Genomic DNA, 22,302 nt, shown 5'->3' with positions numbered 1-22,302 from the left:
CGTGGGGTGGTGTGGTGGTTTCTGGGGGTGCGCGCCCGAGGACACCAATTCGGGGGAACATAACCATCACAGCGATCTGAGCCAGTCGAGCAGTGCCGTGTCGTCGCGCCAGACTGCGCGCGGGCGGGGTCCCTCCGAAATAGTTGAAGGCTCGGTATGGCGGAGGGCTTGGAGTTTCGTGTTCGTGTTGATCTCGGCGTATCGGTTCGTGGTGGATAAATCAGCATGTCCGAGCCAGCCGCGGATCACGTTAACTTCGACGCCCGCTTCGAGGAGGTGAACAGCGGCGGTGTGGCGAAAGATGTGCGGGCTGACCCTGCGCCCGGTGCGTGGGTCGTCAAGGTGGCCCGCATGCCGGCGAACGATCTTGTAGATTCCCGAGCGGGTGAGTGAGGTTCCGGTCGTAGACACGAACACATGCGCGTCAGGTGCCCGAAGGCGGCCCTCAACCTCGAGGAGTTGTGTGAGTAGCCGTGACGTTTGCTGCCAGAGTGGGCAGGTGCGCCATTTGTCACCCTTGCCGTGAAGGCGAACCCGTGCTGGCGTGTCAAGGCCGAGGTCGCCGACGCGAACGTCCGCGGCCTCTTGCGCGCGGGCTCCGGTGTTGTAGAGGAACAAGATCAAGGTCCGGTCTCGCAGGGCGAGCGTGCCGTGGCGGGGCAGGCCTCGGAGGAGGGTCTCGGTTTCGTCGCGTTCAAGGTAGCGGGTTTCGGCGGGAGCCGACCGTTTCATTGGGATCGCGGTGACTCGTTGGCATTCGCCGAGCATCTCTGGTTCTCGGGTAGCAATGTAGTCGAACAGGGTGTGAACTGCGGCCAGGCGCTGATTCCGGGTGCGGACGTGGTTGCCGCGCTCGTCTTCCAGGTACCGGAGGAATCTCACGACTCGTTCGAAGGTCATGTCACCAACGGTGAGCCTGGTGATTCGGCTGTTATTGTCTTTAGCGACGAACCCGAGGAGCAGCCGAACGGTGTCCCGATAGCTACTCACCGAGGTGGGCCGTAACCCTTTGACAGTGACGAGATGGTCGATGAAGAACGACTGGATCAGTGGCCCAATCGGCTGGTTGGCGTTCATGGGGTTGCCTCCATCCAAACCGATTGCGCATACGTTTCGAACCGGTCGGCGCCCTCGGTGAGTAGTTCCGGGGTCATGCGCAGGTAGACGGCGGTTGATTCCGGGCTGACATGTCCCATGAACGTGGACAGCCGGAATAATCGGTCGCTGGGATCGATGCCCTCCCGGTACCAGCGCAGCAGGCATCCGACCGCGAACGAGTGACGCAGCGAATGCAACCGCGGAGCTGAGACTCCGTCAGGGACGGTGAAATCCAGTTCGGTGATGATCTGGTGGAAGACGCTGCTGGATGTGCAGGGGTGAATGCTGCGCCGTCCATCGAAGCTGAACAGCGGATCGGTAGGGACAGTTGAACAGTGGTTCAGGCGACTGGTCAACAGCTCGCCGATGCGGGGGCCGTGGGGAACCAGGCGGCTTTTGCCGAACTTCCCGCCTCGAACGGTGATGAGTTGACGGTCGGTATCAACATCACCAACTTGTAGGTTGCAGGCCTCACCGGCGCGCAGCCCCAGCCCGTAACATAACGCGAAGACCGTGCGGTGGATCATCGCGCGGTTTCGGGCCCGCGGGTTGTCATCCAATGCGCCAGCGGCGGCCAGGATCAATCGGACCTGGCTGGTCTCGAAGATGAACGGCAGTCGTTCAGCGGTCTCTGGTCGCCGGATTCGTTGTAGTGGACAGGCAGGTAGCCGGCCCTGTGCCACTGCCCAGTTGAGGAAGCCGGTCACGACGAGCACAAGGTGGTTGAAGCTCCGAGCCCGGTGTCGGGGGCGAGATCCGAGAAACTCTTCCAGCAACGGCCCGGTCAAGCCGTCTAGATCTGTGACACCGTGCTCATCAGCGAATCTGACCAGCAGACGGAGAGCCGCTTCCTCGGTCTCATATTTGCGGCCGAGGGCACGTTTGTATGCGAGGAAATCAGAGACCACAGCCGTGACGGCAGCATCATCATTCATGACAGCACCTCCTCACCGTCACCAAGAGCAACCTCACGCAACGCCTCGATGGCGACTTTCGCGTAGACCTCGGTGGAGCGGGCGGAGCGGTGCCCGATGAAGTCCCCGATCGTCTTCAGATCCATGTCCGCATCCACCAGCCGTTGCACCGCCGAGTGGCGAAAGGTATGCGACCCAGGGCGCGGCACACTCACCCCTGCTGCACGCAGGTAGCGGCTCGCAAGCGCAGACACCGCCGCCGAACTGATCGGCCGTTGTGGCGCGGCAGCCCGGAAGAATACGTGCCGGTCACTGGTATCCGGGCGGCCATGTTGCAGGTAGTCAACGACCGCGTCACCGACGATGGGAGACAGCGGGAACGCGGTGGAATGGCCAGCCTTGCGCTCGGGGATAGCCAACCGCTCCCGCTTCCAGTCAAAGTCATCCAAGGTCAGCGCGACGATCTCCCGGCCGCGCAGCCCGTAAGTGGCTAGCAACAGCAAAATTGCGTAATCTCGCCGACCGACAGGGCTGCGCCGGTCAACCGCAGCAAGGGTGCGGTTCACCCCTTCCCACGAGACCGAGCGGGGAATATTGGAAAGCCGGTAGAACTGGGGCCACCCGACCGTCCCACTCAAATCAGTACCGATGACACCCTCGCGGTGCGCGTATCGCAGGAACACCCGTAGCACTCCCGCAGTGCTGCGAACTGTGCTCTTTGACAAACCAGTAGCCGAGCGCTCCACCATGTACGCGCTCAGCAGCGTCGGCGACAACTCACCCAGGCTGGTAACCCCGATCCGGGACAGGTGCGCCTCGAATCGGGACAAGTGATGCCGGTACTGAAACAGTGACGACGCTCGGAGGCCCCGCTCACTACTGAGGTAGTCGAAGAACCCGGGCAGCACGTCAACGAACGGCACCCGTTGATGCCTCCGGCCCGAACCCTCGAAACCAGGCAGCACAACCGACAGCATCTGCTCGACCGGACCACGGACTTCCTTGACCATTGATCTGTCCGACCCGAACCGCGCTAAATGAGATGCAACTCTGTCTGCTACGAACGCCTCAACGTGCTCGGGTAGATCGGCAACGGTCCTCGCGCCTTGGACCCAAGCGAACTCCCCGAACGCGTACCCGATCGGCACCCGCCGCCAGATCGTCTTATCGGCATAGCCCTCCCTGACCAGCCATTCCAGATACGATTCGATCTCAGCACCGATCCAAGACCCCCGAAACCGATCGGTCGTAGCTGGCTTGACGAAATACTCCTCGAACATAACAATTTCCTTTCACTCGATTGAGTGAAAGGAAACACCCTCGCCCGACCATCCGCATTATGTTCCCCCGAATTGGTGTCCTCGGGCGCGCACCCCCAGAAACCACCACACCACCCCACGCCCTGGGCGCATAACCGAACGGGGCACAGAATCCCGATTATGTCCCTCGGAACATAATCCGGGACCACGATCAACGGGACACCACCGAAGAACTCAAACGCCAGCCGGTGAGCGTCAAGCCATGCCGGGAGCTTCTCATCGAGACAGCCCTGCGCGTAGACCAGCCCCGAGTAGGGCAGCGTCGCGACGAACACCGACACCTTCGTGACTGCTCTGGTGATCGGGTCGGTGAAGTGCATTCGGGTGCCAGCCCAATCGACCTGCATCGTGTGGCCCGGGACGTGCTGGATCGGGGCGGTGAGATCATTCACTCGCACATGCTCAGCGACGAGCTGGCAGAACCGTTCATACCCGTAATGGCGGACCCCTGCGGGAGCATCAGTCTGGAGGTATCTCGCCCACAACACCTTCAACGGAGGCTTCTTCCGGCCCAGCCTGGCCGAGACGATCTGTTCGATATTGATCGCCACGAACTCGCCCGTCACGCTCTTCCTGCCATCACTGAAGAGCCGGTCGAGATCTTCCGCGGTGAGCGCCTCGACCTGTGACACATGATCCAGGTGCTCCTGCTCGAGCACGTGCCTCGCTTTCGCGATCGTGCGTTGCGAGCAGGACAGCCTGGCCGCGATTTCACGATACGGGCGCTGCTGCAAGAGCAGACGCATCAATTGTCGATAATCCGTCATTGGAATCGTTCCCTTTCACCCCACGGCAGTCGTTCGCTGCCAAAGGTGGGAACATCATCAACCGGGGGTACCGCGGAGCGCTACCCGATGCTTACATGCCCGCTTTCCGACCGTTACACACGCGCTATCCGAAGCATCGGCTAAACACGGTGCACCTCGTACTTGACGGCGAGGTCGGTGACGGTCGCGCCGGCGAGGTAGTCATCGACGATCTGATCTACCTGAGCGGGCGTCAGAAAGGTTTGAACAGTTGCAATCGTCCCCACGACCGGCCCCCGAAGGTCGCGAATCGGGGGCTCGGAGACCCTATGAGAGGTGCGATAGACACCCCGTTTCCACCGCTTGATCAGGGCATTAAGCCCAGGGGAAAGGTTTGTGAAGAGATCACGCAGGGACCCCACAGTGGTGAGGTTCAAACCCTCGACAAGATTCTCCAATCTTGAGAAGGTTTGGGCCTCACCTTTTTCGTTTTCGTACCTGATCTTGGGGTTTGCTCCCACATGCTCGTAGGGGTGAATCATCCCCCCAAAAGGGTGGATGTTGTTTGGCGAAATTCTTGCTATCCACCGCCAGGCGAGTGCTGAATGTCAGTGGTCACCCTGATACTCGATTTGCATGGACTTCGAGGGCCATGTGAGACAAGGGGATAATCGTGATCTTGAACAGTGACTTGAAGTGGTGGCTCAATCTTGAGCCCGAACCGGACTGGCAATACGCCACAACGTACGCCGAAGGCGCGCCACACGAGTATGTGGTTGCGGGCAAGACTTCGCGTGCCGTTTGACTCGCTTCGATCTGGCGGGGCCGAAGTGTCCTAGCCGACGGCTAGGCTGTCGATTATGAAGACATTGCGTGTTGTGCTGTTGGTGACAGTTGTTGTTGCCGCGCTTGTCGGCGGGGTGTTTCTCGGCTGGAAGGGCGTCGGCAAGTTGTTCCCCGATGCCACAGTGGAAACAATCACTGAGAGTCGGAGTAGTCAGGTCATTCACTCAGTAAACCGTCAGGAGCAGGTTGTGCTCCTGAGCCTAGGGATTCAAGGCGTTGAAAAGATTGACTCGCACGGTCAGATAGGTGACTGGGTGATTCCGGGGAGTGAGGTTAAAGCATTTCTCCCGTATGAGTTCATGGCGCACTTGGGCATCGACGGGGGAGAAGTGCAGATTGAGCAGCATGGCGAGAATCACTTCATCATCACAATTCCTGAGTTCACAATGATTGGGCACGACGATGTGTTTATCGACGAACTCATTATGACCGGAGGTGTTTTGAGTGGTACCGCTAAGGAAATTGATCAGAGTGAGATAACAAACCAAATCCTAAGCGATGAGCACAAGGCTGAGTATGTTTCAAAGCACGAAGACATTCTAAGATCTCAGGCGAATAGGTTCTATTCAAGAATTGTTACAGGGATTGACCCCTTCGCTACTTTGGATTTCAAGTACCCTAATGTCGAAGGATGATGTATATATCGCTCGTGGGAGTGGTTTCTCGGCTTTGTGGTCTTGCCTTTACGCATGAGCTTGTGTAGTTCGCATTGCCGCGAACGCTGCCATGGCAATGTAGCCGCTGGGAAGAAGCGAGTGGGTGACGGTGCTCGAAGCTTCGAATACTCACACGGTGATGCATCCACGCTTTGTGGCCGATAACCAGGCCTCTGATCGCCATGCTCGACGTGGTCGTGTCACAGACCGTTGAGCAGTAGCCGTGGGTGATTCACCATCTCGCTCTGTACTGCGTGAATCCGCGTTTCAGGAGGTGATGCACCGCGCCAGCCGAGTCTGACTGGAGTCTGCTGGATCAGCTGCGAAGTTCTTAAGTTGTGACTGCCTCGATCAGTTCGGGCCCGTCGCCGCGCAGCGGTGCGACCGGGTATTCGAAGAGGTCTTCAGCGATTGGCGCCGCGGCTGCCGAGACGGCTTGTACGAGGGCGTGGTCGCCGGAGATGTTCGGGTCGATCCACTCGTTCACGAACTCGTCGGCAAGGAACACTGGCATACGGTCGTGCAGCGGCTGCATGACCCCGGCCGAGTCGCGGGTCAGGATCGTGGCGGTGAGGTGCCACCCGTGATCATCGTCGGCGCCGGGCTCGTGCCACCACGACATCAGCCCTGCGAGGGTCAGGAGTTTTTCTGGGCCGAAGATGGCGTGCGGAACGCGTGCGTTTTTCGGGCCGGTCCACTCGTAGAAGCCTGAGACCGGGATCGCGCAGCGACGGTTCTTCACTGCCGCCTTAAACGACGGCTTCTCTGCGGCGGTCTCGGAGCGGGCGTTGAAAGTGGGGAACTTCGTCTTCAGCTCATTCGACCACACGGGCACGAGCGACCAGTACGCCGTCTCGAACTTCTTCTCGCCGGTCTTGTGGTCGGTGTACGCGACGGGGATCTGTTGGGTGGGTTTCACGTTCCATGAGGATGCGGCGCCCGCGGGCGCCCCGGTGATCCACGCGGCGAGCTCGGTGTCTGTTGCCGCGGGGATCATTTCCTCGTAATCAACGATGACTCGACCGCACATAGTCTGCAGCGTAACAGGGGGAGTGGAATCCACGGGGGACTGCTTCTGATCGCTGTTGGTGGTGCCGCATACCATCGGGCGTGTGCCCGCGACGAGCGAGAAACCACAGCGCCAGATCGCGCTGATCGACTGCGTCTCCTTCTATGCGTCGTGCGAGCGGGTGTTCGGGCCGAAGCTGCGGGGGAGACCCATCGTCGTGCTTTGTGTGCGACTGGACAGTGTTCGGTCTGCACCTGAGTTCCAAAGACGTTGCGAAAGGCGGTCATGGATCATTGTTCTACGAGATATCAACAGTGACTCTTCAGCACATGGGCGCAGGGTAAGGGTGCCGGTTGACGTCTTCTTGATTCTTTGAATGGGCAGTTTTCGCTGCCAGATAGGGTGAGGTGTATGGCAGCGATGCTTCACCCACGCACTAAACCAGGGCTCGTCGGAGATGCATCCTGGGTCAGACTCTCCCGTTGGGGCATGGCCTGGCGCGCGACTGTCGCATGTTCGCTTCTGGGGCTCACAGGGGTGCTCGCGCTGACGTTAGACGCTCTCACCAAGCGCGAACGAGTAAGCCTGATCGAGGTTCCGTTGGGCGTCATCTTCGCCATCATCATGCCGGCCCTGCTGGGGCTCCTCGCACTCGGGCTCAGCGCTTGGTTGCGACGATTCTCCCCCTTCACCCAGGCATTGCTGTTCGGCGGGATCAGCGGTGGCCTTGCGTTCTTGCTGTGGACGGGAACCGGGTCACTTGCCGGGGCCCCGGATTACGGCCTCATCGTCTTCGCAGCGTTCTTCGGACTCCCGATCTCGCTCATGGGGTGCGTTGGATACCTGCTCGCGATCTGGTTCTCCACACGCACTGGAGCGCGCATCATTTGGCCGATCTTTGGGGTCCTGCTCGCAGTCTTCGTGACCCTGTCAGCGCTGGCATGGGCCGGTATCTTCACAACGATGCCGGTAGGCAACGAGGAATCGGAAAACGGAATACCTGAGTGCGGGAGGTTCACCGCCACCGGAGAACTGGTCGAGATGCCGTGCGACGCCTTCAATCCGCCGCCGATCAGGCCATGACTTGAAGTTGAGTTCCAAGCTGTGTACTGGCGATCATCACAGGCTGGTCTTGTTGAGGCCCGTTGTTAATATGGCGGCGATGAGCGTGATGTGATGGACCAGGTCAAGTCAGACCGCGGCCGAGTGGGCAGGCGGGAGCGTTACCTTGCGACGTGCACGGTGCTCGCGAGCGGATTCTTAGCCGTACTTGTCGGCGGTTCCGCAATCTCGTTAGTCCGAGACCAACTCCATATCCAGTGCGAGATGGGTCCTCCCGGGTCCGAGGGAGCTGGCACCTGGATGTGTAGCGACGGCATCGGATACTTGGGCGTGGCTGTGACATTTGGAGGAATGTGGATTGTCGCTACTTTAGTTGGTTCTCTCGTCGCGGGCCTCGTAAGACGTCCCCGCGTAGCACACCACTTTCTGGTGGTTCTTGCGTGCGCGGCGACAGTATGGATTCTTTGGTGGACTTGGTATGGGGCGAACGAACTCGTTGGTGATCGATTCGCACCTATAGGTGGCCCAGAATACTGGCAGATCGCAGTGGGGTCAGCAGCAATTGTCAGCAGCGCCGGCTGCGCGGCCGCGGTGTTCAGTCTCCTTCTTCCTAGCCGTTTCGCGCCGTTGCTATGCGGTGGTGCTGCATCTTGTCTAATTATCGCGACGCTGTTTCAGCCAGGGCTAGGCATCAATATCGTCCCGGCGGCCGGCCTACTCGCGGCAGCAGCAATACACGCCAGGGGTGTTACATCACCACCCCTGAACAGTCTGTGCGGCACCACGACGCGCACAGAGTCAGAGCAGGTCAGTGGCCGCCCGTAACATCGAACCTATGTTCGGAAACCCAGGGGATACGCACACCCAGATCGCCCTGATCGACTGCGTTTCCTTCTATGCGTCGTGCGAGCGGGTGTTCGAGCCGAAGCTGCGGGGGAGACCCATTGTTGTGCTCTCGAACAATGACGGGTGTGTGGTGGCGGCGTCGCCCGAGGCGAAACGGCTCGACCCCGGCATCATGGGGAAGCCGTACTTCCAGATCAAGAGTTGGTGCGAGCTGCACGGGGTCGTGGCGCGCTCCTCTAACTACGAACTGTACGGGTCGCTGAGTGCCCGGGTGATGGAACTCATCGGCAGGCATGCCGCCTGGCAAGAGGTGTACTCCATCGATGAATCTTTCGTCGGGCTCACAGGGTCAGTGGGCGAGCTGATCGAGGTGGGTCGGTCGATCCGCCACACAGTTTTCAAGCACACGGGGATCCCAGTGCGGGTCGCGATCGGGCCCACGAAGACGCTCGCGAAGCTCGCCTCGATCGGTGCGAAGAAGAACGCAGAGTTCGAAGGGGTCTGCCACCTGGGCGTCTACACTGCTGGGCAGCTCGACCGCATCATGGAGTCGCTTCCTACCACCGAGCTGTGGGGTGTTGCCGGGCGCACCGGGAAGAAGCTTGCCGCCATGGGGATCCACACGGTGCGGGATCTGCGGGACGCTGACCCGAAGCTGATCCGCAAGAAATTCTCGGTGGTGCTGCAGCGCACCGTCATGGAGTTGCGCGGGATCTCGTGCATCCCGCTCGAAGAAGAGGCGCGCGCGTACAAGGATCAGCTGATTTACTCGCGTTCGTTCTCGCACAAGATCACCACCAGGGAAGAGATGAAGCAGGTGCTCTCGATCTACGCGCAGCGCGTCTCGGCGCGGCTTCGCGCGCAACGGCAAGTCGCCTCGCAGGTCAGCGTGTGGGTCGCGACCGGGTGGGCAGACACCGGTACGCCCAGGCATTCGGCGCATGTTGCGGTGCCGCTATCGACACCCTCCGATGACCCGATCACGTTCACGAAGGCCGCCGACAGGGTGCTTCCGCAGCTGTTTCCGGAATACCTGTCGGGGGTGCGCTACGCGCGGGCCGGTGTCACGTTGACGGGGTTGAGCCCGGTTGAGCGGATCCAGCCACTCGCACTGTTTCAGCCCGAGTTCGAGGGCCGCGAGGTGGGGAAGACGCTCGACCTGATCACCCGGCGTCTCGGCGGGGAAGCGATCGGGGTCGGGTTTGGGGGTCTCAAGCAGCCCGCGGGTTGGGAGATGAAACGCGAGCTGCTGTCGCGACGAGCCACAACGCACTGGGACGAGATCGTTGACGTGCGTGCCTAGCCCGAGTGGCAGGATGCGGCGCCGATGCGTGAGTTGATGTGCTGCTGCCTGTCTCAGAGCGTGCGGGATGCCGCGGCGGGGCGGGCTTGCGATTGTCGCGGTGTGTTGAGGCCTGTTGCCGGGTGAATTGGATCACGCAAGCCGTCGAGCAACCGAACCACATCGGCACCACTGGTGATCACTTGGGCTTGTCCTTCCTGGAGTAACCGATTCGTGCCGGTGCTGGCTGCGCTCGTCACCGGGCCAGGCACGGCGCCAACTGCGCGGCCAAGAGTCAGTGCCTCCCGCACGGTGGGCAGTGTGCCCGAGCGTGCACCGGCCTCGACGACCACCGATGCACCGGACATCGCGGCCAGGATCCTTGACCGGTCAATGAACCGTTGCCTCGTCGGGGCGTGGCCAGGCGGCACCTCGGAAATCACCAGGCCCTGCCGTGCGATGCGATCAATGAGATCCGTGTGGCCTGCCGGGTATGGGCGATCGAGCCCTGCGGCGAGCACCGCGATCGTGGAACCGTTCATCGCAAGCGGGGCTCTGTGTGCGGAGGCCTCAACACTGTAGGCGCCGCCGGCGACGATGACGCGATCCGCACGGACGAGCTGATCCGCTATCTCTTCGGTGACGTGCACACCGTAGGCTGTCGCTGCGCGCGACCCGGTGATGGTGACTCGTTTACTCGAGTCTCTGGTGAGTAGTGCGGTGTTGCCTTTCGCCCAGAGCACGTAGGGTGCGCGTTCGCCAAGGTTATTGAGCGTGTCATGCCACTCCGCATCGCCCGACGTGAGTACCCGGAACCGTTCACTTTCGGCCAAGAGGACGGTGAGCCGATCGAGGCTTCCATAGGCGCGGAAATGGTCACGCCAAACCGCGGCCGCGACCTGATCCATGCCCGGAATGTCGGTGCTGCTTTCGGCGAGAGCAATTAGCTCGACAGCGCCGATCCTTGTGAGTAGCCCCCCGGTCGCCGCATCGTTCGGCGCGCCGATGAGCGAAAGAAGAATGCGGGCAGAGCGTTCGTCGCGTGCAAGGTCGGTGAGCGTAGCCAAGATCAGGTTCCTTCGCAGTCAAAGCGTACTGTGAAGGTGCACACGGGTCACCGGCGGAGGTTAAGCGGCGGTGAGTCGATCTGCTCGCTGCAGGGTGTGACGCCGTGCGCGGGCTTCAGCAATCCGGACCCGTACGAGCAGCCCGACACTCAAGGGGCCGTTGACTGCGAATTTCAGGGCGTTCCAGATGCACACGAGCGCGACGAGGTAGAGCCAGTTCGGTGCACCGTCATCTATGAGCGCAGTCAGGTACGCGGCGGCGAAGCAGTAGGGGATCGCCAACAGCATCGCGGGAACACCCCACTTGAGGCCGCGCCGGGTGCGGAACGCATCAAGTGCATTGTTCGTCGGCATGAAACGCCGCATGAAGCTGCGGACGTAGATACTTATGATCCAGATCAGGCGAAACATGATGACAGTCCTCTTCCCGGCTCGGGCGACAGGAAGAAGAAAATGACTGTCCAGCTTAGGCTGTTTGTAGTGCCAACACTTCGGGTGCTGGCGTAGCAGGTAGAGGCCGCCTACGAACAGGGTACGCAGGGGCAGGGAAAAGCGCCATGCGATTCTGAATTCACGTAGCGTTCAAGAGATCACGGTGGTGCGGCCCACCTCCGAGCCCAGAATCACCGATGAAGTTCGCGTTGCGTGAATTCGAGGCGCTTAGACACGACCACGAGAGTTTGTGGAGGGCATGTTGGTGGTCTCATCGATTTGAGGCACACATAACAATTTGACCTGCCCCGGCAGGCATCGGATAAGAAAAATTGATGGCACAGGCGCACTATCGGCGAGTCGCTCATTGAGCGCAAGATCGCGAGGTCTCCAAGACTCCGTTAGAGCCACGGCACATCAGACTGAGGTGCTCTGGAAATCTCAGAGCACTCGACAGAACCAGGGCGCAACATTGGACTAGATTCTTAAACATGAGTACAGTGCGGTCTTCAGAACAACAGTTGCTCACAGCAGAGTCTTTAGAACAACAGTATCTCGCGGCGCAGAGGAGTGCCGTTATCGAGGTAGCTGATCAAGGACTAGCATCGCTAGCCAGGCTTGTACAGACCGGTGCTATTGATGTCTCACCGAAGTTCCAACGACGAGACAGGTGGAATGCTGACAAGCAATCTCGACTCATAGAATCGTTCTTCTTGAACATTCCGATTCCGCCAATTTACCTCGCAGAGGATGAGTCCAGAATCGGCTCATACTCGGTCATTGACGGCAAGCAACGGCTGACAAGCGTTGGTGCTTTCTTATCTGACACACTTCAGCTTCGGAAACTAGAACGAATGCCTGCGTTGAACGGGCTGAAATTCTCAGACTTACCGGAGGGACTGCAACGTGCAGTCGAGATGAAGAGCATGAGGGTTACTACTCTATTGCGGCAGTCGGCAGATGACCTGAAACATGAAGTTTTTCTCCGACTAAACACCGGTGGAGAAGTGTTGAACGCCCAGGAGATTCGAAATGTCGCATATGGCGGCCCTCTGAACGACTTGGTCTACTCCTTGGCAGAGAATGAATTCTTGCGAGCCCAGTTCAAGGCGTATCCATCGACACCTTCCTATCGGAAGATGCTTGATGCAGAGTACGTTGTACGTTTCTTGGCATTCTCCGAGGGATGGAGAAGTTTCTCCGGGGATATTCGGGCTGCGCTTGACTCCTTCATGCAAAAAGAAAGATTTGCGGATCCGAATCGACTTGAGCAGTTTCGGCAACGATTCGTAGTTGCTATTGAGACTTCCGAAGCAATTTGGTCCCGTGATGCGTTCAAATGGCCAGGGCGAGACCAGTCACTTGCTGGACTTTTTGACGCTGTTATGATCGCGCTTGCCGAACTGCCTGATAAGCAGATCGAGATCATTAAGGTCAACGCGCAGGAAACACGAAGTCAATTGGGTTCGCTGTTCCAAAATCCGGAGTTTGATGAGGCTACTCGACAGGGCACGAACACCCCTGCCAGATTGCGGTACCGAGTCGAGCAGGTCATTCAAGCGCTCAAGCGGGTTTAGGTATAGGAGACGCAGGTTTGTCACAATCCCGGCGGGCATTTCTTGTCGGCTATTCCGCAATTCGAGAAGCGATTGCAGAACAGGCAGTACTGAAGCCCGGAAATGTAGGTGCACTGTTGCGCAGGGGCCTTGCCGTATCGACTTTCAATATTCTTGAGAACTTTGTGGAGCAAAGAATATTTGAGCTCGTGGAAAGAATAAACAGTGGACATTTAGGGTTTCGAGATTTACCCGAGAAGCTCAAAGAGCAGTCCACCCGTAATGTGCTCAAAGTTGCAGGGACCAGGGCCACTCGCATGGAGCTTGATGCCCTCATCGATCTGAGCAAGTCAATAGGCGGAAGTCTCTCTTCGTTGGATGGGCAGGTCACCTTCTCGCCGCTCGCATGGGGGTGGGTGGGGAGCAACATGGGACATGAGGACCTAACTAGTGCACTTCGAACATTTCATGTGAAGGATCCATATGGATCTATGCGTACATTGTCTGGCACACTCGGATTTCAGACTAAAGACCAATTCAACAAGGACATTGACCTTCGTCAGCAATTGAAGGACCTTGCCTCCGAGAGACACTCCTCCGCGCATGACTCGAAGCACGATGTAAGCGCGATGGTTATCGGCGCAAACGTCGCTGTTGCTCTGAAGCTTGCCATTTGCTTTGATTCTCTTGCATCGCGGGCATCAGTCGCTTTGCGGTCGGGCTCGCGCGACTACCTTGACGATATTCACTGGACCTCGCCGAATAGGATTTCGATTCGAACGGTCCAACAACGCGAGAAGGACTTCGCAGAGTTGAAGCCGGGTCAGGCTCGGGCCGTCGCGGTTGGAAAGACCAAGGACGAAGTTCTAACCGCTGCGATGCGTCGGTGTGGTGATTCGGACCTACTCGTGGTGAAGGATAGAACTGGTGCAATTGTGGACTGGAGATACCCGAGTTGTGACTAGACTTTTTTCATCTCGCTATTGAGAATCTTGGTGATGACCTTCCGGTTGGCTCCGAGCGTGCGGGCAATCCTGCTTATCGAGATGCCGCCACGATGAAGCCTTACTGCCTCGGCGGCTTCTTCGATCGTGAGGCCGTACTGGCGGCGATGGACGTTGTTTCGGACGAGGTGCTTCGAGACTGTCGCCCGGTGCACACCATACTTCTGTGCAAGGTATCCGACGCTGAGACCGGCGAGGTAATCGTCGACGAGACGGTCTACTTCAGAGGGGGTGAGAAAGGTTTGAGGTTTCCCAATCCTCCTGACGCAGGGCCCTCGAACGTCCTGAATTGGGGTGCTATCTACCCGCTGCGATACCCGGTAGACCCCTCGTTTCCAGCGAGAAATCAACGATTTCAGCATGGGGGCAGGGTTTGAGAACTGTCTATGCAGGGACCCCAAATGGGAGAGGTTCAAACCCTCGACAAGAGTAACCACTCTTTGTCCGGGTTGAACCTCTCCCTTCTTTTTCGCTTTAGCCGCCCAGTTCAGAGCGTTCATCTGCTCCTCCGTGTCGCAGAGCGCGCCGAAGGGTGTTTCGTACTCGACTCGAACATCACCCTCTTCCTCGATGAAGATCCGGTGGAAGAACGCCTGGTTGCAGAGTCGTCTGTTCGCGTCATCAGCACGCTGGTAGATGCTGACGATGTTGGCGAGTAACCCGAGTGAGTCGTCAAGGTTCGCGCGAGCTGACGCATACTCATCGTGGTGCGCTTCAAGCCGGTGCTGAATGTCACCGATCTGATTCGCGATGCGATCCTGCTCTTGCTTCAACAAATCAATTGGCACCGCACCCGCATAGTGGGCTTGCAGGAGTTTCATCCGCTCGTTATCAAGCCGGTCACGCTCGCTCGTGAGTCGCGAGAGTTCTTTCGTCTCGTTCGCCATGAGCGCGACGAAGTCGGCGTGAATCTTCCCTGCGAGGTCTTGCCGCATGCCTGGTGACACTTCAATCATCTCGTAGTACTTCTCGATGAATTGGCCTGGTTCTTGTTCCGACCGGTTTCCCTGTCAGCCGGTCGGTGACAGAAGCGTCTCAGTTTCAGCGTAGTACGCCTGTTCGACCTCGATCGGAGTACGCATATCGAGTTCCCCGTGGAGCCGCTCATGCTTCCACCACCACACGTATTCGAGGGTCGCAAGCTCGACCTGCTCGACCGTCCGCCAGGGCCTTGCTGACGGATCAGTTCGGTCTTGTAGACCTTCATGGCGCCCAGCAGATCAACCAAGAAGCGACTCACGGCACCCAAGTAGCTGGTGAGCCACAGAGAGGAGCTCCGAGCACGACTTGATCTAGGTCAAGGCTGAGGCTTTGTCAACACAATAGTCTGGGTCGTGAAGGCCAGGAACCTCCTGGTCGATCCCCGTTTCGGGGTGAAGCGAAAGGACTCATCATGGCGAACGCTACTGACACCACCCACACTCTGCTGCGCGCCGAGGGTTTCTCGTGCCCGTCGTGCGTGACCAAGATCGAGAAGCAGGTCGGCAAGCTCGATGGCGTCGAGAACGTGACGGTGCACTTCGCCTCGGGTCGCGTTGAGATCGACCACGATGAGACAAGAAGTTCCGTCGACGATCTCATTGCTGCTGTCGATAAGGCCGGCTATAAGTCGAAGGCCTCCGCGTTCTAGCCAAACGGCTCCTAACGCACTAAGTTCACCAATTCGAAAGGCAGCACATTCGTGAACGCGTTCCGTAAGTGGCGGTATGGCAACTGGTTCATTCCCGTTGTCTCGGGCCTCCTCATTCTCGTGTCGTTCGGCGTCGAAAAGCTCTTCGGCGGCAGCTGGAACGTCACGGTCGGTCCGCAATGGTGGATCGACGCTGGCGAACACGCCCACGGTTCTGGTCATGTGTTTACCCTTGCGAACGCGTTCATGCTCGCCGCAGCAATTGTCGCGGGGTACGGAATCGTCGTGAAGGCCGTCCGGGCACTGCTCGTAAAGTTCATCAGTATCGACCTGCTCGTATCGATTGCAGCGATCGGCGCGACGCTCATCGGCAACTTCTGGGAAGCTGCCGCCGTGACGTTCCTCTTCGCGATCGGTCACGCACTCGAAGCCGGCACGATGAACAAGACCCGTGCAGCGCTCGCTGAGTTGGTCGCGGTGGCCCCCGACGTTGCAGTCGTGATGCGCGACGGTGAGCAGGTCGAGATCGCCGCACATCAGGTGCGCATGGGTGAGATCGTGCTCGTAAAGAACGGAGCGAAAGTTCCCGTCGACGGGCAGGTCGTGTCAGGCACCGGAGCGATCGACGAGGCATCGATCACGGGTGAGTCGATCCCTGTCGAAAAGACGAAGTCAGATCACGTGTTTGCGGGCACGATCTCGCGGGGCGGATTCCTACAGGTCATGGCGACCGGCATCGGAGCCGACACGACGCTCGCGCGCATCATTCACCGTGTCGAAGAAGCGCAGGATGCGAAAGCGAAAACGCAGGCATTCATCGACCGATTCTCGAAGTGGTACACGCCCGCGGTGATGGTACTCGCGCTTGCGGCGGGCCTCATCTCTGGTGACGTAGTGCTCGGCCTCACGTTGCTCGTGATCGGTTGCCCGGGCGCGCTCGTCATCTCGATTCCCGTGGCGATCGTAGCGGGAATCGGCCGCTCGGCCCGCAACGGGATTCTCATCAAGGGCGGCGAGTACCTCGAAACCTCGGCCAAGATCTCGGCCGTCGCAGTCGATAAGACGGGGACTCTCACCGAGGGCCGCCCGGTACTCACCGACATCGTTGTGCTCAATCCTGAAGCGGATCGGCGCGAGGTGCTTCGCTGGGCAGCCGCCGCAGAAGCAGGGTCCGAGCACCCACTTGCCCGCCCGATCCTCGACACCGCACGAGAAGAAGGAGTGGCCCCCGAGGGCCTTCCTGGATCGGTCACACCGGTCGTGGGCAAGGGGATCGTGGCCGACGCTCACGGCAAGCGGGTACTCATCGGTAACGTGCCGCTGCTCGAACAGTACGGGATCGTGAACGACGCGGGGGCGGCTGTGGCTGCGAACAAACTGGCAGCGGCAGGCAAGACCCCCATGATTGTCGCGGTCGATGAGAGCGTGCTTGGCGTAATCGGTGTCGCAGATACGATCCGCGAGGATGCCCCCGAGATGATCAGGCGCTTGCACGCTAGCGGGGTGCAGAAGGTGGTGATGCTCACCGGAGATACGCGCCTTGTCGCCGAAGCCATCGGTGAGGCGGTCGGTATCGATGAGATCCATGCTTCGTTGCTACCCGAGGACAAGCTCGACGCTGTCGCGCGGTTGCAGCGCGAGGGGCACACGGTCGCGATGGTGGGCGACGGCGTGAACGACGCCCCGGCCCTCGCGACCGCCGACATTGGTGTTGCCATGGGTGCAGCGGGCTCCGCGGTGGCCGTGGAGACGGCAGACATTGCCCTGATGGGCGACAACCTCTTGAAACTGCCCGAAGCAATCGGCCTCGCCAAACGCACCGTGAACGTCATGCGCCAGAACATCTGGATCGCGCTCATCACCGTTGTCGTGCTGCTCGTCGGGGTCTTCGCAGGGGGTGTCACGATGGCTATCGGCATGCTCGTGCACGAGGGATCGGTGCTCATCGTAATCCTCAACGCGATGCGCCTGCTGCGCAACACCCAAGGAGCCACTGCGTTGTCGAGGAGTGAACGCGCCCGAGCCGCACATGAAACAGGCCGCCCGGTCGAACCAGCCACGGCCCAGAGTTCATCCGAACTTCCATCTTGAGAAAGGACCACACACATGAGTGAGAACCAGTTCAGCGTCGGCGAGAAGGCGACGCACTTCATCATCGACGAGGTCGCGAAAGCAAACACGAATTTTCGTCAGGTGCTCTGGACGGGAAAGCATTCCCAACTCGTTGCGATGACGATTCCGGTGGGCGGGGAGATCGGCGACGAGGTGCATGACACCACCGACCAGTTGCTGAGTTTTGTGTCGGGCAGCGGAGAGGCCGACCTTGACGGCGAGACGCACACCGTTGATGCTGGCGACCTGTGCGCTGTCCCGGCCGGTACTCGCCACAACTTCCGCAACACTGGCGATGAGCCTTTGGTGCTCTACACCGTCTATTCACCTCCGGAGCACGCAATTGACGCGGAGTATGCCACGAAGGAACTCGCTGATGCGGCAGAGGCTTCGGGTGAAGACGCTCCGCCACAGGCAACCACGTAAGTGTCACTCACCTGGAGAATGAGGAGAAGTCAATAATGTCGAAAGCGCTGGTCTTCGCCGCCTATGGCGGCCCCGAGACGCAGGAACTCGTTGAACGCCCCGCTCCGGCGCCTGGGCCTGGAGAGCTCGCGATCGAAGTGAAAGCGGCCGGGGTGAACCCTGCTGACTGGAAGATCCGTGCGGGGCAGATGGGCTCCCACTGGCCGCTTCCCGCACCGATGGGCCGAGAGGCCTCCGGTGTCGTCACCGCCGTAGGCGCAGAGGTCGAGAACTTCGCTGTCGGTGACATGGTGCTCGGCCTCGCGGCCAAAGGACAGGGAACGTTCGCGAAGCACACGGTGTTGGATGCGGCACAAACCGTCCAGAAGCCCGAAGAGCTTTCCTTTGCTGACGCTGCAGCACTGCCTGTCGCAGGGGCTACTGCGTATGACGTGACGCATCAGATCGAGCTGGAACCTGGTCAGACGATGCTGATTCTTGGCGCCGGAGGTGGGGTCGGGCTGATGGCGGCGCAGATCGGCAATGTGCACAAGTTCACGGTCATCGGTGTGGCCAGTGCTGCGAAGCAGGAACTGGTGGAGTCGACCGGTGCGACGTTCGTTGCCTCCGGAGAGGGTGCGGCTGACCGGGTGCGTGCCATCGCGCCGGAGGGTGTTGATGTGCTCATCGACCTGGTCGGTGGGCAGGCGCTTCGTGATCTCGCGGTCGTCGCCAAAGACCCGAGCGTCATCATCAGTACCGCAGACCCGACCACCGTGCAGCAACTCGGTGGCGTAGCGGTGGTGCGCACGCGTGAAGGGCTCGAGAAGGTCACCGGCGTCGCCCAGTACGGTCTCGTCGACCCGCAGGTGACGGACCGGTACAGTCTCGATCGGGCTGCGGAAGCCGTCGCCATGGTGGAGGCCGGGCACACTGCCGGCAAAGTGATCATCGAACCATGACCCAGCGGCCTGAGGCACCGACGGACGCCGTATTCACAGCAGCACGGACGTCTGATCCTGTGGCCTCAATAAACCGGGTAGCCGATGCATACGGGTCGCCTGATGTTGATATCGAGGGCATTCTCGGTGCCGAGATCTCACCGGATGACCCTGATCGTGCGGTCATCGAGCCGTGGGCAGCGGCAGTCGATGGCCCCATTCTCGATGTCGGCGCGGGTACCGGGCGTTGGACCGGTCACCTCGCACGCCTCGGACACACGGTGGAAGGGCTCGAGCCATCGGATCGCCTCATCACGATTGCCCGAGCCAGACATCCCGCGGTTGTGTTCCATCACGATTCCATCGAAGATCTCGCCCGTTGCGAGACCCGCTGGGGCGGGATCATCGCCTGGTATTCGACCATTCACATGAGCTCAGAAGAGCTTCTACACGCGCTCGTAATACTGCGCACTCGGCTGGGTGACGGCGGATCGCTGCTGATGTCCTTTTTCGCGGGGCCGCGGCGGGAGGCATTCGACCATCCGATCGCCGCCGCATACCGGTGGCCGATGAACAAAATGGTCGAAGCCCTCACCCACGCCGGGTTCGAGGTGATCGGGCAGCGCTCGAACCCGCGGACGCCACACGCGTACATCACTGCACGCGCCACCCCTGGCTTCAGCTGAAGCGCGGGTGTTGTGCCACGAGTCGCCATACTAGAAGGGAAGGATGCCGTTGGCTGTTTCAACCGATGTGGATGCTGATCCAGCAAATGATCTCTGCGTGGCCCGTGTACCGCTGTTTCAAGGGCTCACACATGCGCAGCAAGTGGAAGTTGCGGGATTTGCACGTACCGTCCGATTAGACGCTGTCGAGCAGGCGTATACAGCAGGCTCGGATATGTCGCAGTTGATGGTGGTGCACACCGGTCAGGTGAAGATCGCTCGCACAAGTGCGGCTGGGCACGAGCAGGTGATCCGGGTCCTCGGGCCGGGCGACTTCATCGGAGAATCCGCGTTTCTCACCGGCACGAGACCCGATCACGCAGCAGAAGCGCTCGTGTATACCGAACTGTGCGTGTTCCGTCATGCCGATCTCGGGCGTCTCGTCGAGAAGCATCCGAGCATCGGGCTGCGCATGCTGCAAGGAGTGAGTCAGCGCTTGGATGATACTGAGGCGCGACTGGCTTCTGTCATCTCAGGAAACGTGAGCTCTCGTCTCGCCGATTACCTGCTCTCGCTCCCTGCGACGCCAGGGCCGCGAGGAGCCATCGACGTGACGCTGCCGCTCGCAAAGAAGGACATCGCTTCGCTCCTGTCCACGACACCAGAGTCCCTCAGTCGGCAACTTCGCAAACTCACCGACTCCCGTGTGATTACGCAACAGGAGCAGGGGCGAATCACGATCACTGATGTGACCGCGCTCAGCGCACTCTCCACTCTCACCAAGAACGAATGAGGCCGTAGCAGTGCCAGCCCAGACCCTCACCCCGCACACCCGAGAATCGACACGTGCAATTTCACCGACCATAGAGTTTCTCCGCAACCGCAAGCTCATGATGTTCGTGCTCGTCGGGCTCACTACCGGAGTGGTGCTCTGGGCGACCGGCTTGATAACGGCTCTCGCGGTCACCGCGTATCTCGTGCTCGGCATCGTGATCGTGATCACCGCGATCGACATGTTCAAGGATCTGATGCGCGGGCATTGGGGGCTCGACATTCTTGCGGTCATCGCCATGATCGCGACACTCGCAGTACAGGAATATGTCGCGGGGCTCATCATCGCGTTGATGCTCACCGGAGGGGAAGCACTCGAAGACCTCGCCGCTCGCCGCGCGAGCCGAGAACTCGACCAACTGTTGAACCGAGCCCCAGCATTCGCGGGGAGAATTCACCCCAGTACGGGCGAGGTCGAACGTATCCCGGTCGATGAGGTCGCAGTCGGTGACGAACTGCTGGTGCGGTCATCAGAGATCCTCCCCGTCGACGGGGTACTGATATCTGATCACGCGACGATTGATGAATCGTCAGTGACTGGTGAGCCGATCCCGGCGAGCTACCATGCGGGCGACCCGCTGCTTTCTGGCACGGTGAACAGCACCACGAGCTTCACGATGCGCGCGCAGAAGTTGGCAGTCGATTCGAACTATGCCTCGATCGTGCGACTGGTGGAGGAGGCCGTGGACTCCCGGGCGCCGATGGTCAGACTCGCTGACCGATATGCGATGCCGTTCACCATTGTTTCGCTGCTGATCGCCGGGTTTGCCTGGTTTTTTAGCGGCGATCCGGTGCGGTTCGCCGAGGTGCTCGTCGTGGCGACGCCATGCCCGCTGCTCATCGCCACCCCGGTCGCGTTTATGGGTGGGATGAGTTCAGCCGCAAAGCTGAACGTCATCATCAAAGACGGTGGCGTGTTAGAGGTGCTTGCCCGGGTTCGCTCGGCCGCGTTCGATAAAACAGGCACCCTGACCCAAGGCAAAGCCGACGTCGTCGACATTCACCCGTCCTCCCGCACCGCGACCGAAACGCTTCGCCTCGCAGCAGCCGCTGAGCAGTACTCCGTGCATGTGTTCGCCGACCCGATCGTCGCAGCCGCAAGAGCACAACAACTCGAGCTGCCAGCAGTCACGAACGCTGACGAGGTAGCAACGAACGGTGTGCTCGCCATTCTCGCGGAGGGCACCGTGGTGCGAGTGGGCAAACCTACGTTCATCGAGGAGGCGACCGGGCCGATCGATCGCCCCGTACTCGCGGCTGGCGAGACGGCCGTGTACGTGTCGGTTGGTGAGGAACTGGCCGGTGTCATCATTTTGTCGGACCCGATTCGTGAGCAGGCTGCGGGCACCGTGTCCCGTCTGCGCCGAGCGGGTGTGGCCGAGATCGCGATGGTGACCGGTGATGTCACACCCACCGCTAAATCGGTCGCACACGCGATCGGCATCGACACGGTTCATGCTGAGACCACTCCCCAGACCAAGGTCGAGATCGTGCAGGGCATGCGGCCGCGGCCGGTACTTATGGTCGGTGATGGGATTAATGATGCCCCCGTGCTGGCGGCAGCCGACGTGGGTATCGCGATGGCGGGACGAGGGGCGACGGTCGCGAGCGAGTCGGCCGCAGCAGTGATCACCTCGAACGACATCGCACGCGTGGCAGATGTTGCCTATGTTTCGCGGCGCACCGTGCAGATCGCGCTGCAGTCGATCTGGATGGGCATCATCATCTCAGTGGGTTTGATGCTCGTCGCCGCATTCGGTTACCTGCCCGCAGTTGTGGGGGCCCTCCTGCAAGAGATCGTCGATCTCGTCGCCATCGTGTCCGCGCTCCGAGCACTCCGCGCGCACACGGGAACGAAGCGAGACCGCGTCAGACGATAGC

The 22,302-nt window shown here is 60.0% G+C and carries 22 protein-coding genes; 13 read left to right on the top strand and 9 right to left on the bottom strand.

Annotation, left to right across the window (positions count from 1 at the left end; genetic code table 11):
- Positions 1-66: 66 nt before the first annotated feature.
- From ACR0R4_RS06430 to ACR0R4_RS06410, 5 genes are all read right to left on the bottom strand, one after another.
- Positions 67-1,077, bottom strand: coding sequence for a tyrosine-type recombinase/integrase (locus ACR0R4_RS06430; RefSeq protein WP_433646244.1), 1,011 nt, complete (start codon positions 1,075-1,077; stop codon positions 67-69).
- Positions 1,074-2,033: a tyrosine-type recombinase/integrase gene (locus ACR0R4_RS06425; protein ID WP_433646243.1), complete on the bottom strand. Its 960-nt coding sequence runs from the start codon at positions 2,031-2,033 to the stop codon at positions 1,074-1,076. The genes ACR0R4_RS06430 and ACR0R4_RS06425 overlap by 4 nt, the downstream gene beginning before the upstream one ends.
- Positions 2,030-3,022, bottom strand: coding sequence for a tyrosine-type recombinase/integrase (locus tag ACR0R4_RS06420; RefSeq protein WP_433646520.1), 993 nt, complete (start codon positions 3,020-3,022; stop codon positions 2,030-2,032). The genes ACR0R4_RS06425 and ACR0R4_RS06420 overlap by 4 nt, the downstream gene beginning before the upstream one ends.
- Before the next feature lie 47 nt (positions 3,023-3,069).
- A complete protein-coding gene (locus tag ACR0R4_RS06415; RefSeq protein ID WP_433646519.1) occupies positions 3,070-4,098 on the bottom strand; it encodes a hypothetical protein in 1,029 nt (342 codons plus the stop codon).
- Positions 4,099-4,238: 140 nt separating this feature from the next.
- The gene (locus ACR0R4_RS06410; RefSeq protein WP_433646518.1) at positions 4,239-4,619 is read right to left on the bottom strand and encodes a hypothetical protein; all 381 of its coding nucleotides are present in this window, start codon (positions 4,617-4,619) and stop codon (positions 4,239-4,241) included.
- A 131-nt stretch (positions 4,620-4,750) separates the two neighbouring features.
- Between ACR0R4_RS06410 and ACR0R4_RS06405 the strand changes: the two genes are divergently transcribed.
- Together ACR0R4_RS06405 and ACR0R4_RS06400 are read left to right on the top strand one after the other, a co-directional pair.
- Positions 4,751-4,882 carry a hypothetical protein gene (locus ACR0R4_RS06405; RefSeq protein WP_433646517.1) on the top strand — a complete coding sequence of 44 codons (132 nt, stop codon included), beginning with the start codon at positions 4,751-4,753 and terminating at the stop codon, positions 4,880-4,882.
- 55 nt (positions 4,883-4,937) lie between these two features.
- Positions 4,938-5,558: a hypothetical protein gene (locus tag ACR0R4_RS06400; protein WP_433646516.1), complete on the top strand. Its 621-nt coding sequence runs from the start codon at positions 4,938-4,940 to the stop codon at positions 5,556-5,558.
- 352 nt (positions 5,559-5,910) lie between these two features.
- Here the strand turns inward: ACR0R4_RS06400 and ACR0R4_RS06395 are convergent, their stop codons facing one another.
- Positions 5,911-6,609, bottom strand: a complete 699-nt coding sequence (locus ACR0R4_RS06395; protein ID WP_433646515.1) for an SOS response-associated peptidase — start codon at positions 6,607-6,609, stop codon at positions 5,911-5,913.
- 468 nt (positions 6,610-7,077) lie between these two features.
- Here ACR0R4_RS06395 and ACR0R4_RS06390 point away from each other — a divergent pair, with 468 nt between their 5' ends.
- Both ACR0R4_RS06390 and ACR0R4_RS06385 read left to right on the top strand, forming a co-directional pair.
- The gene (locus tag ACR0R4_RS06390) at positions 7,078-7,671 is read left to right on the top strand and encodes a hypothetical protein (protein ID WP_433646514.1); all 594 of its coding nucleotides are present in this window, start codon (positions 7,078-7,080) and stop codon (positions 7,669-7,671) included.
- 814 nt (positions 7,672-8,485) lie between these two features.
- The gene (locus ACR0R4_RS06385) at positions 8,486-9,799 is read left to right on the top strand and encodes a Y-family DNA polymerase (protein WP_433646513.1); all 1,314 of its coding nucleotides are present in this window, start codon (positions 8,486-8,488) and stop codon (positions 9,797-9,799) included.
- Between the two features lie 53 nt (positions 9,800-9,852).
- On the opposite strand, the gene ACR0R4_RS06380 is transcribed toward ACR0R4_RS06385, so the two are convergent.
- Both ACR0R4_RS06380 and ACR0R4_RS06375 read right to left on the bottom strand, forming a co-directional pair.
- Positions 9,853-10,845 (bottom strand): DNA-processing protein DprA, encoded by a 993-nt coding sequence (locus ACR0R4_RS06380; protein WP_433646512.1) that lies wholly within the window; start codon positions 10,843-10,845, stop codon positions 9,853-9,855.
- Between the two features lie 60 nt (positions 10,846-10,905).
- Positions 10,906-11,256 (bottom strand): sulfate permease, encoded by a 351-nt coding sequence (locus ACR0R4_RS06375; protein WP_433646511.1) that lies wholly within the window; start codon positions 11,254-11,256, stop codon positions 10,906-10,908.
- Positions 11,257-11,768: 512 nt separating this feature from the next.
- Here ACR0R4_RS06375 and ACR0R4_RS06370 point away from each other — a divergent pair.
- Entirely contained in the window at positions 11,769-12,854 is a 1,086-nt protein-coding gene (locus ACR0R4_RS06370; RefSeq protein ID WP_433646510.1) for a DUF262 domain-containing protein, read from the top strand.
- A 17-nt stretch (positions 12,855-12,871) separates the two neighbouring features.
- A complete protein-coding gene (locus tag ACR0R4_RS06365; protein ID WP_433646509.1) occupies positions 12,872-13,798 on the top strand; it encodes a hypothetical protein in 927 nt (308 codons plus the stop codon).
- Here the strand turns inward: ACR0R4_RS06365 and ACR0R4_RS06360 are convergent.
- Entirely contained in the window at positions 13,795-14,793 is a 999-nt protein-coding gene (locus ACR0R4_RS06360; protein WP_433646508.1) for a hypothetical protein, read from the bottom strand. The two genes, ACR0R4_RS06365 and ACR0R4_RS06360, sit on opposite strands and share 4 nt — an antisense overlap.
- A 437-nt stretch (positions 14,794-15,230) precedes the next feature.
- Here ACR0R4_RS06360 and ACR0R4_RS06355 point away from each other — a divergent pair, with 437 nt between their 5' ends.
- Genes ACR0R4_RS06355 through ACR0R4_RS06325 form a run of 7 tightly spaced genes read left to right on the top strand, consistent with a single transcriptional unit; the run spans position 15,231 to position 22,301 of the window.
- On the top strand, positions 15,231-15,467 hold the full coding sequence (locus ACR0R4_RS06355; RefSeq protein ID WP_017791819.1) for a heavy-metal-associated domain-containing protein: 237 nt from the start codon (positions 15,231-15,233) through the stop codon (positions 15,465-15,467).
- A gap of 51 nt (positions 15,468-15,518) precedes the next feature.
- A complete protein-coding gene (locus ACR0R4_RS06350; RefSeq protein ID WP_188700521.1) occupies positions 15,519-17,558 on the top strand; it encodes a heavy metal translocating P-type ATPase in 2,040 nt (679 codons plus the stop codon).
- A 15-nt stretch (positions 17,559-17,573) separates the two neighbouring features.
- The gene (locus ACR0R4_RS06345; RefSeq protein ID WP_017791817.1) at positions 17,574-18,005 is read left to right on the top strand and encodes a cupin domain-containing protein; all 432 of its coding nucleotides are present in this window, start codon (positions 17,574-17,576) and stop codon (positions 18,003-18,005) included.
- 35 nt (positions 18,006-18,040) lie between these two features.
- Positions 18,041-18,946: an NADP-dependent oxidoreductase gene (locus ACR0R4_RS06340; protein WP_044492660.1), complete on the top strand. Its 906-nt coding sequence runs from the start codon at positions 18,041-18,043 to the stop codon at positions 18,944-18,946.
- A gap of 59 nt (positions 18,947-19,005) precedes the next feature.
- A complete protein-coding gene (locus ACR0R4_RS06335) occupies positions 19,006-19,611 on the top strand; it encodes a class I SAM-dependent DNA methyltransferase (protein WP_433646507.1) in 606 nt (201 codons plus the stop codon).
- 43 nt (positions 19,612-19,654) lie between these two features.
- Complete coding sequence (locus ACR0R4_RS06330; RefSeq protein ID WP_433646506.1) at positions 19,655-20,383, top strand: Crp/Fnr family transcriptional regulator; 729 nt, start codon at positions 19,655-19,657, stop codon at positions 20,381-20,383.
- 10 nt (positions 20,384-20,393) lie between these two features.
- Positions 20,394-22,301, top strand: coding sequence for a heavy metal translocating P-type ATPase (locus ACR0R4_RS06325; RefSeq protein ID WP_433646505.1), 1,908 nt, complete (start codon positions 20,394-20,396; stop codon positions 22,299-22,301).
- Position 22,302: the final 1 nt, after the last annotated feature.

The sequence above is a fragment of the Leucobacter fengyongliangi genome (assembly GCF_050971685.1).
In the GTDB taxonomy this organism is placed as follows: Bacteria; Actinomycetota; Actinomycetes; order Actinomycetales; family Microbacteriaceae; genus Leucobacter.
This window is presented reverse-complemented; position numbering and strand designations above follow the sequence as displayed.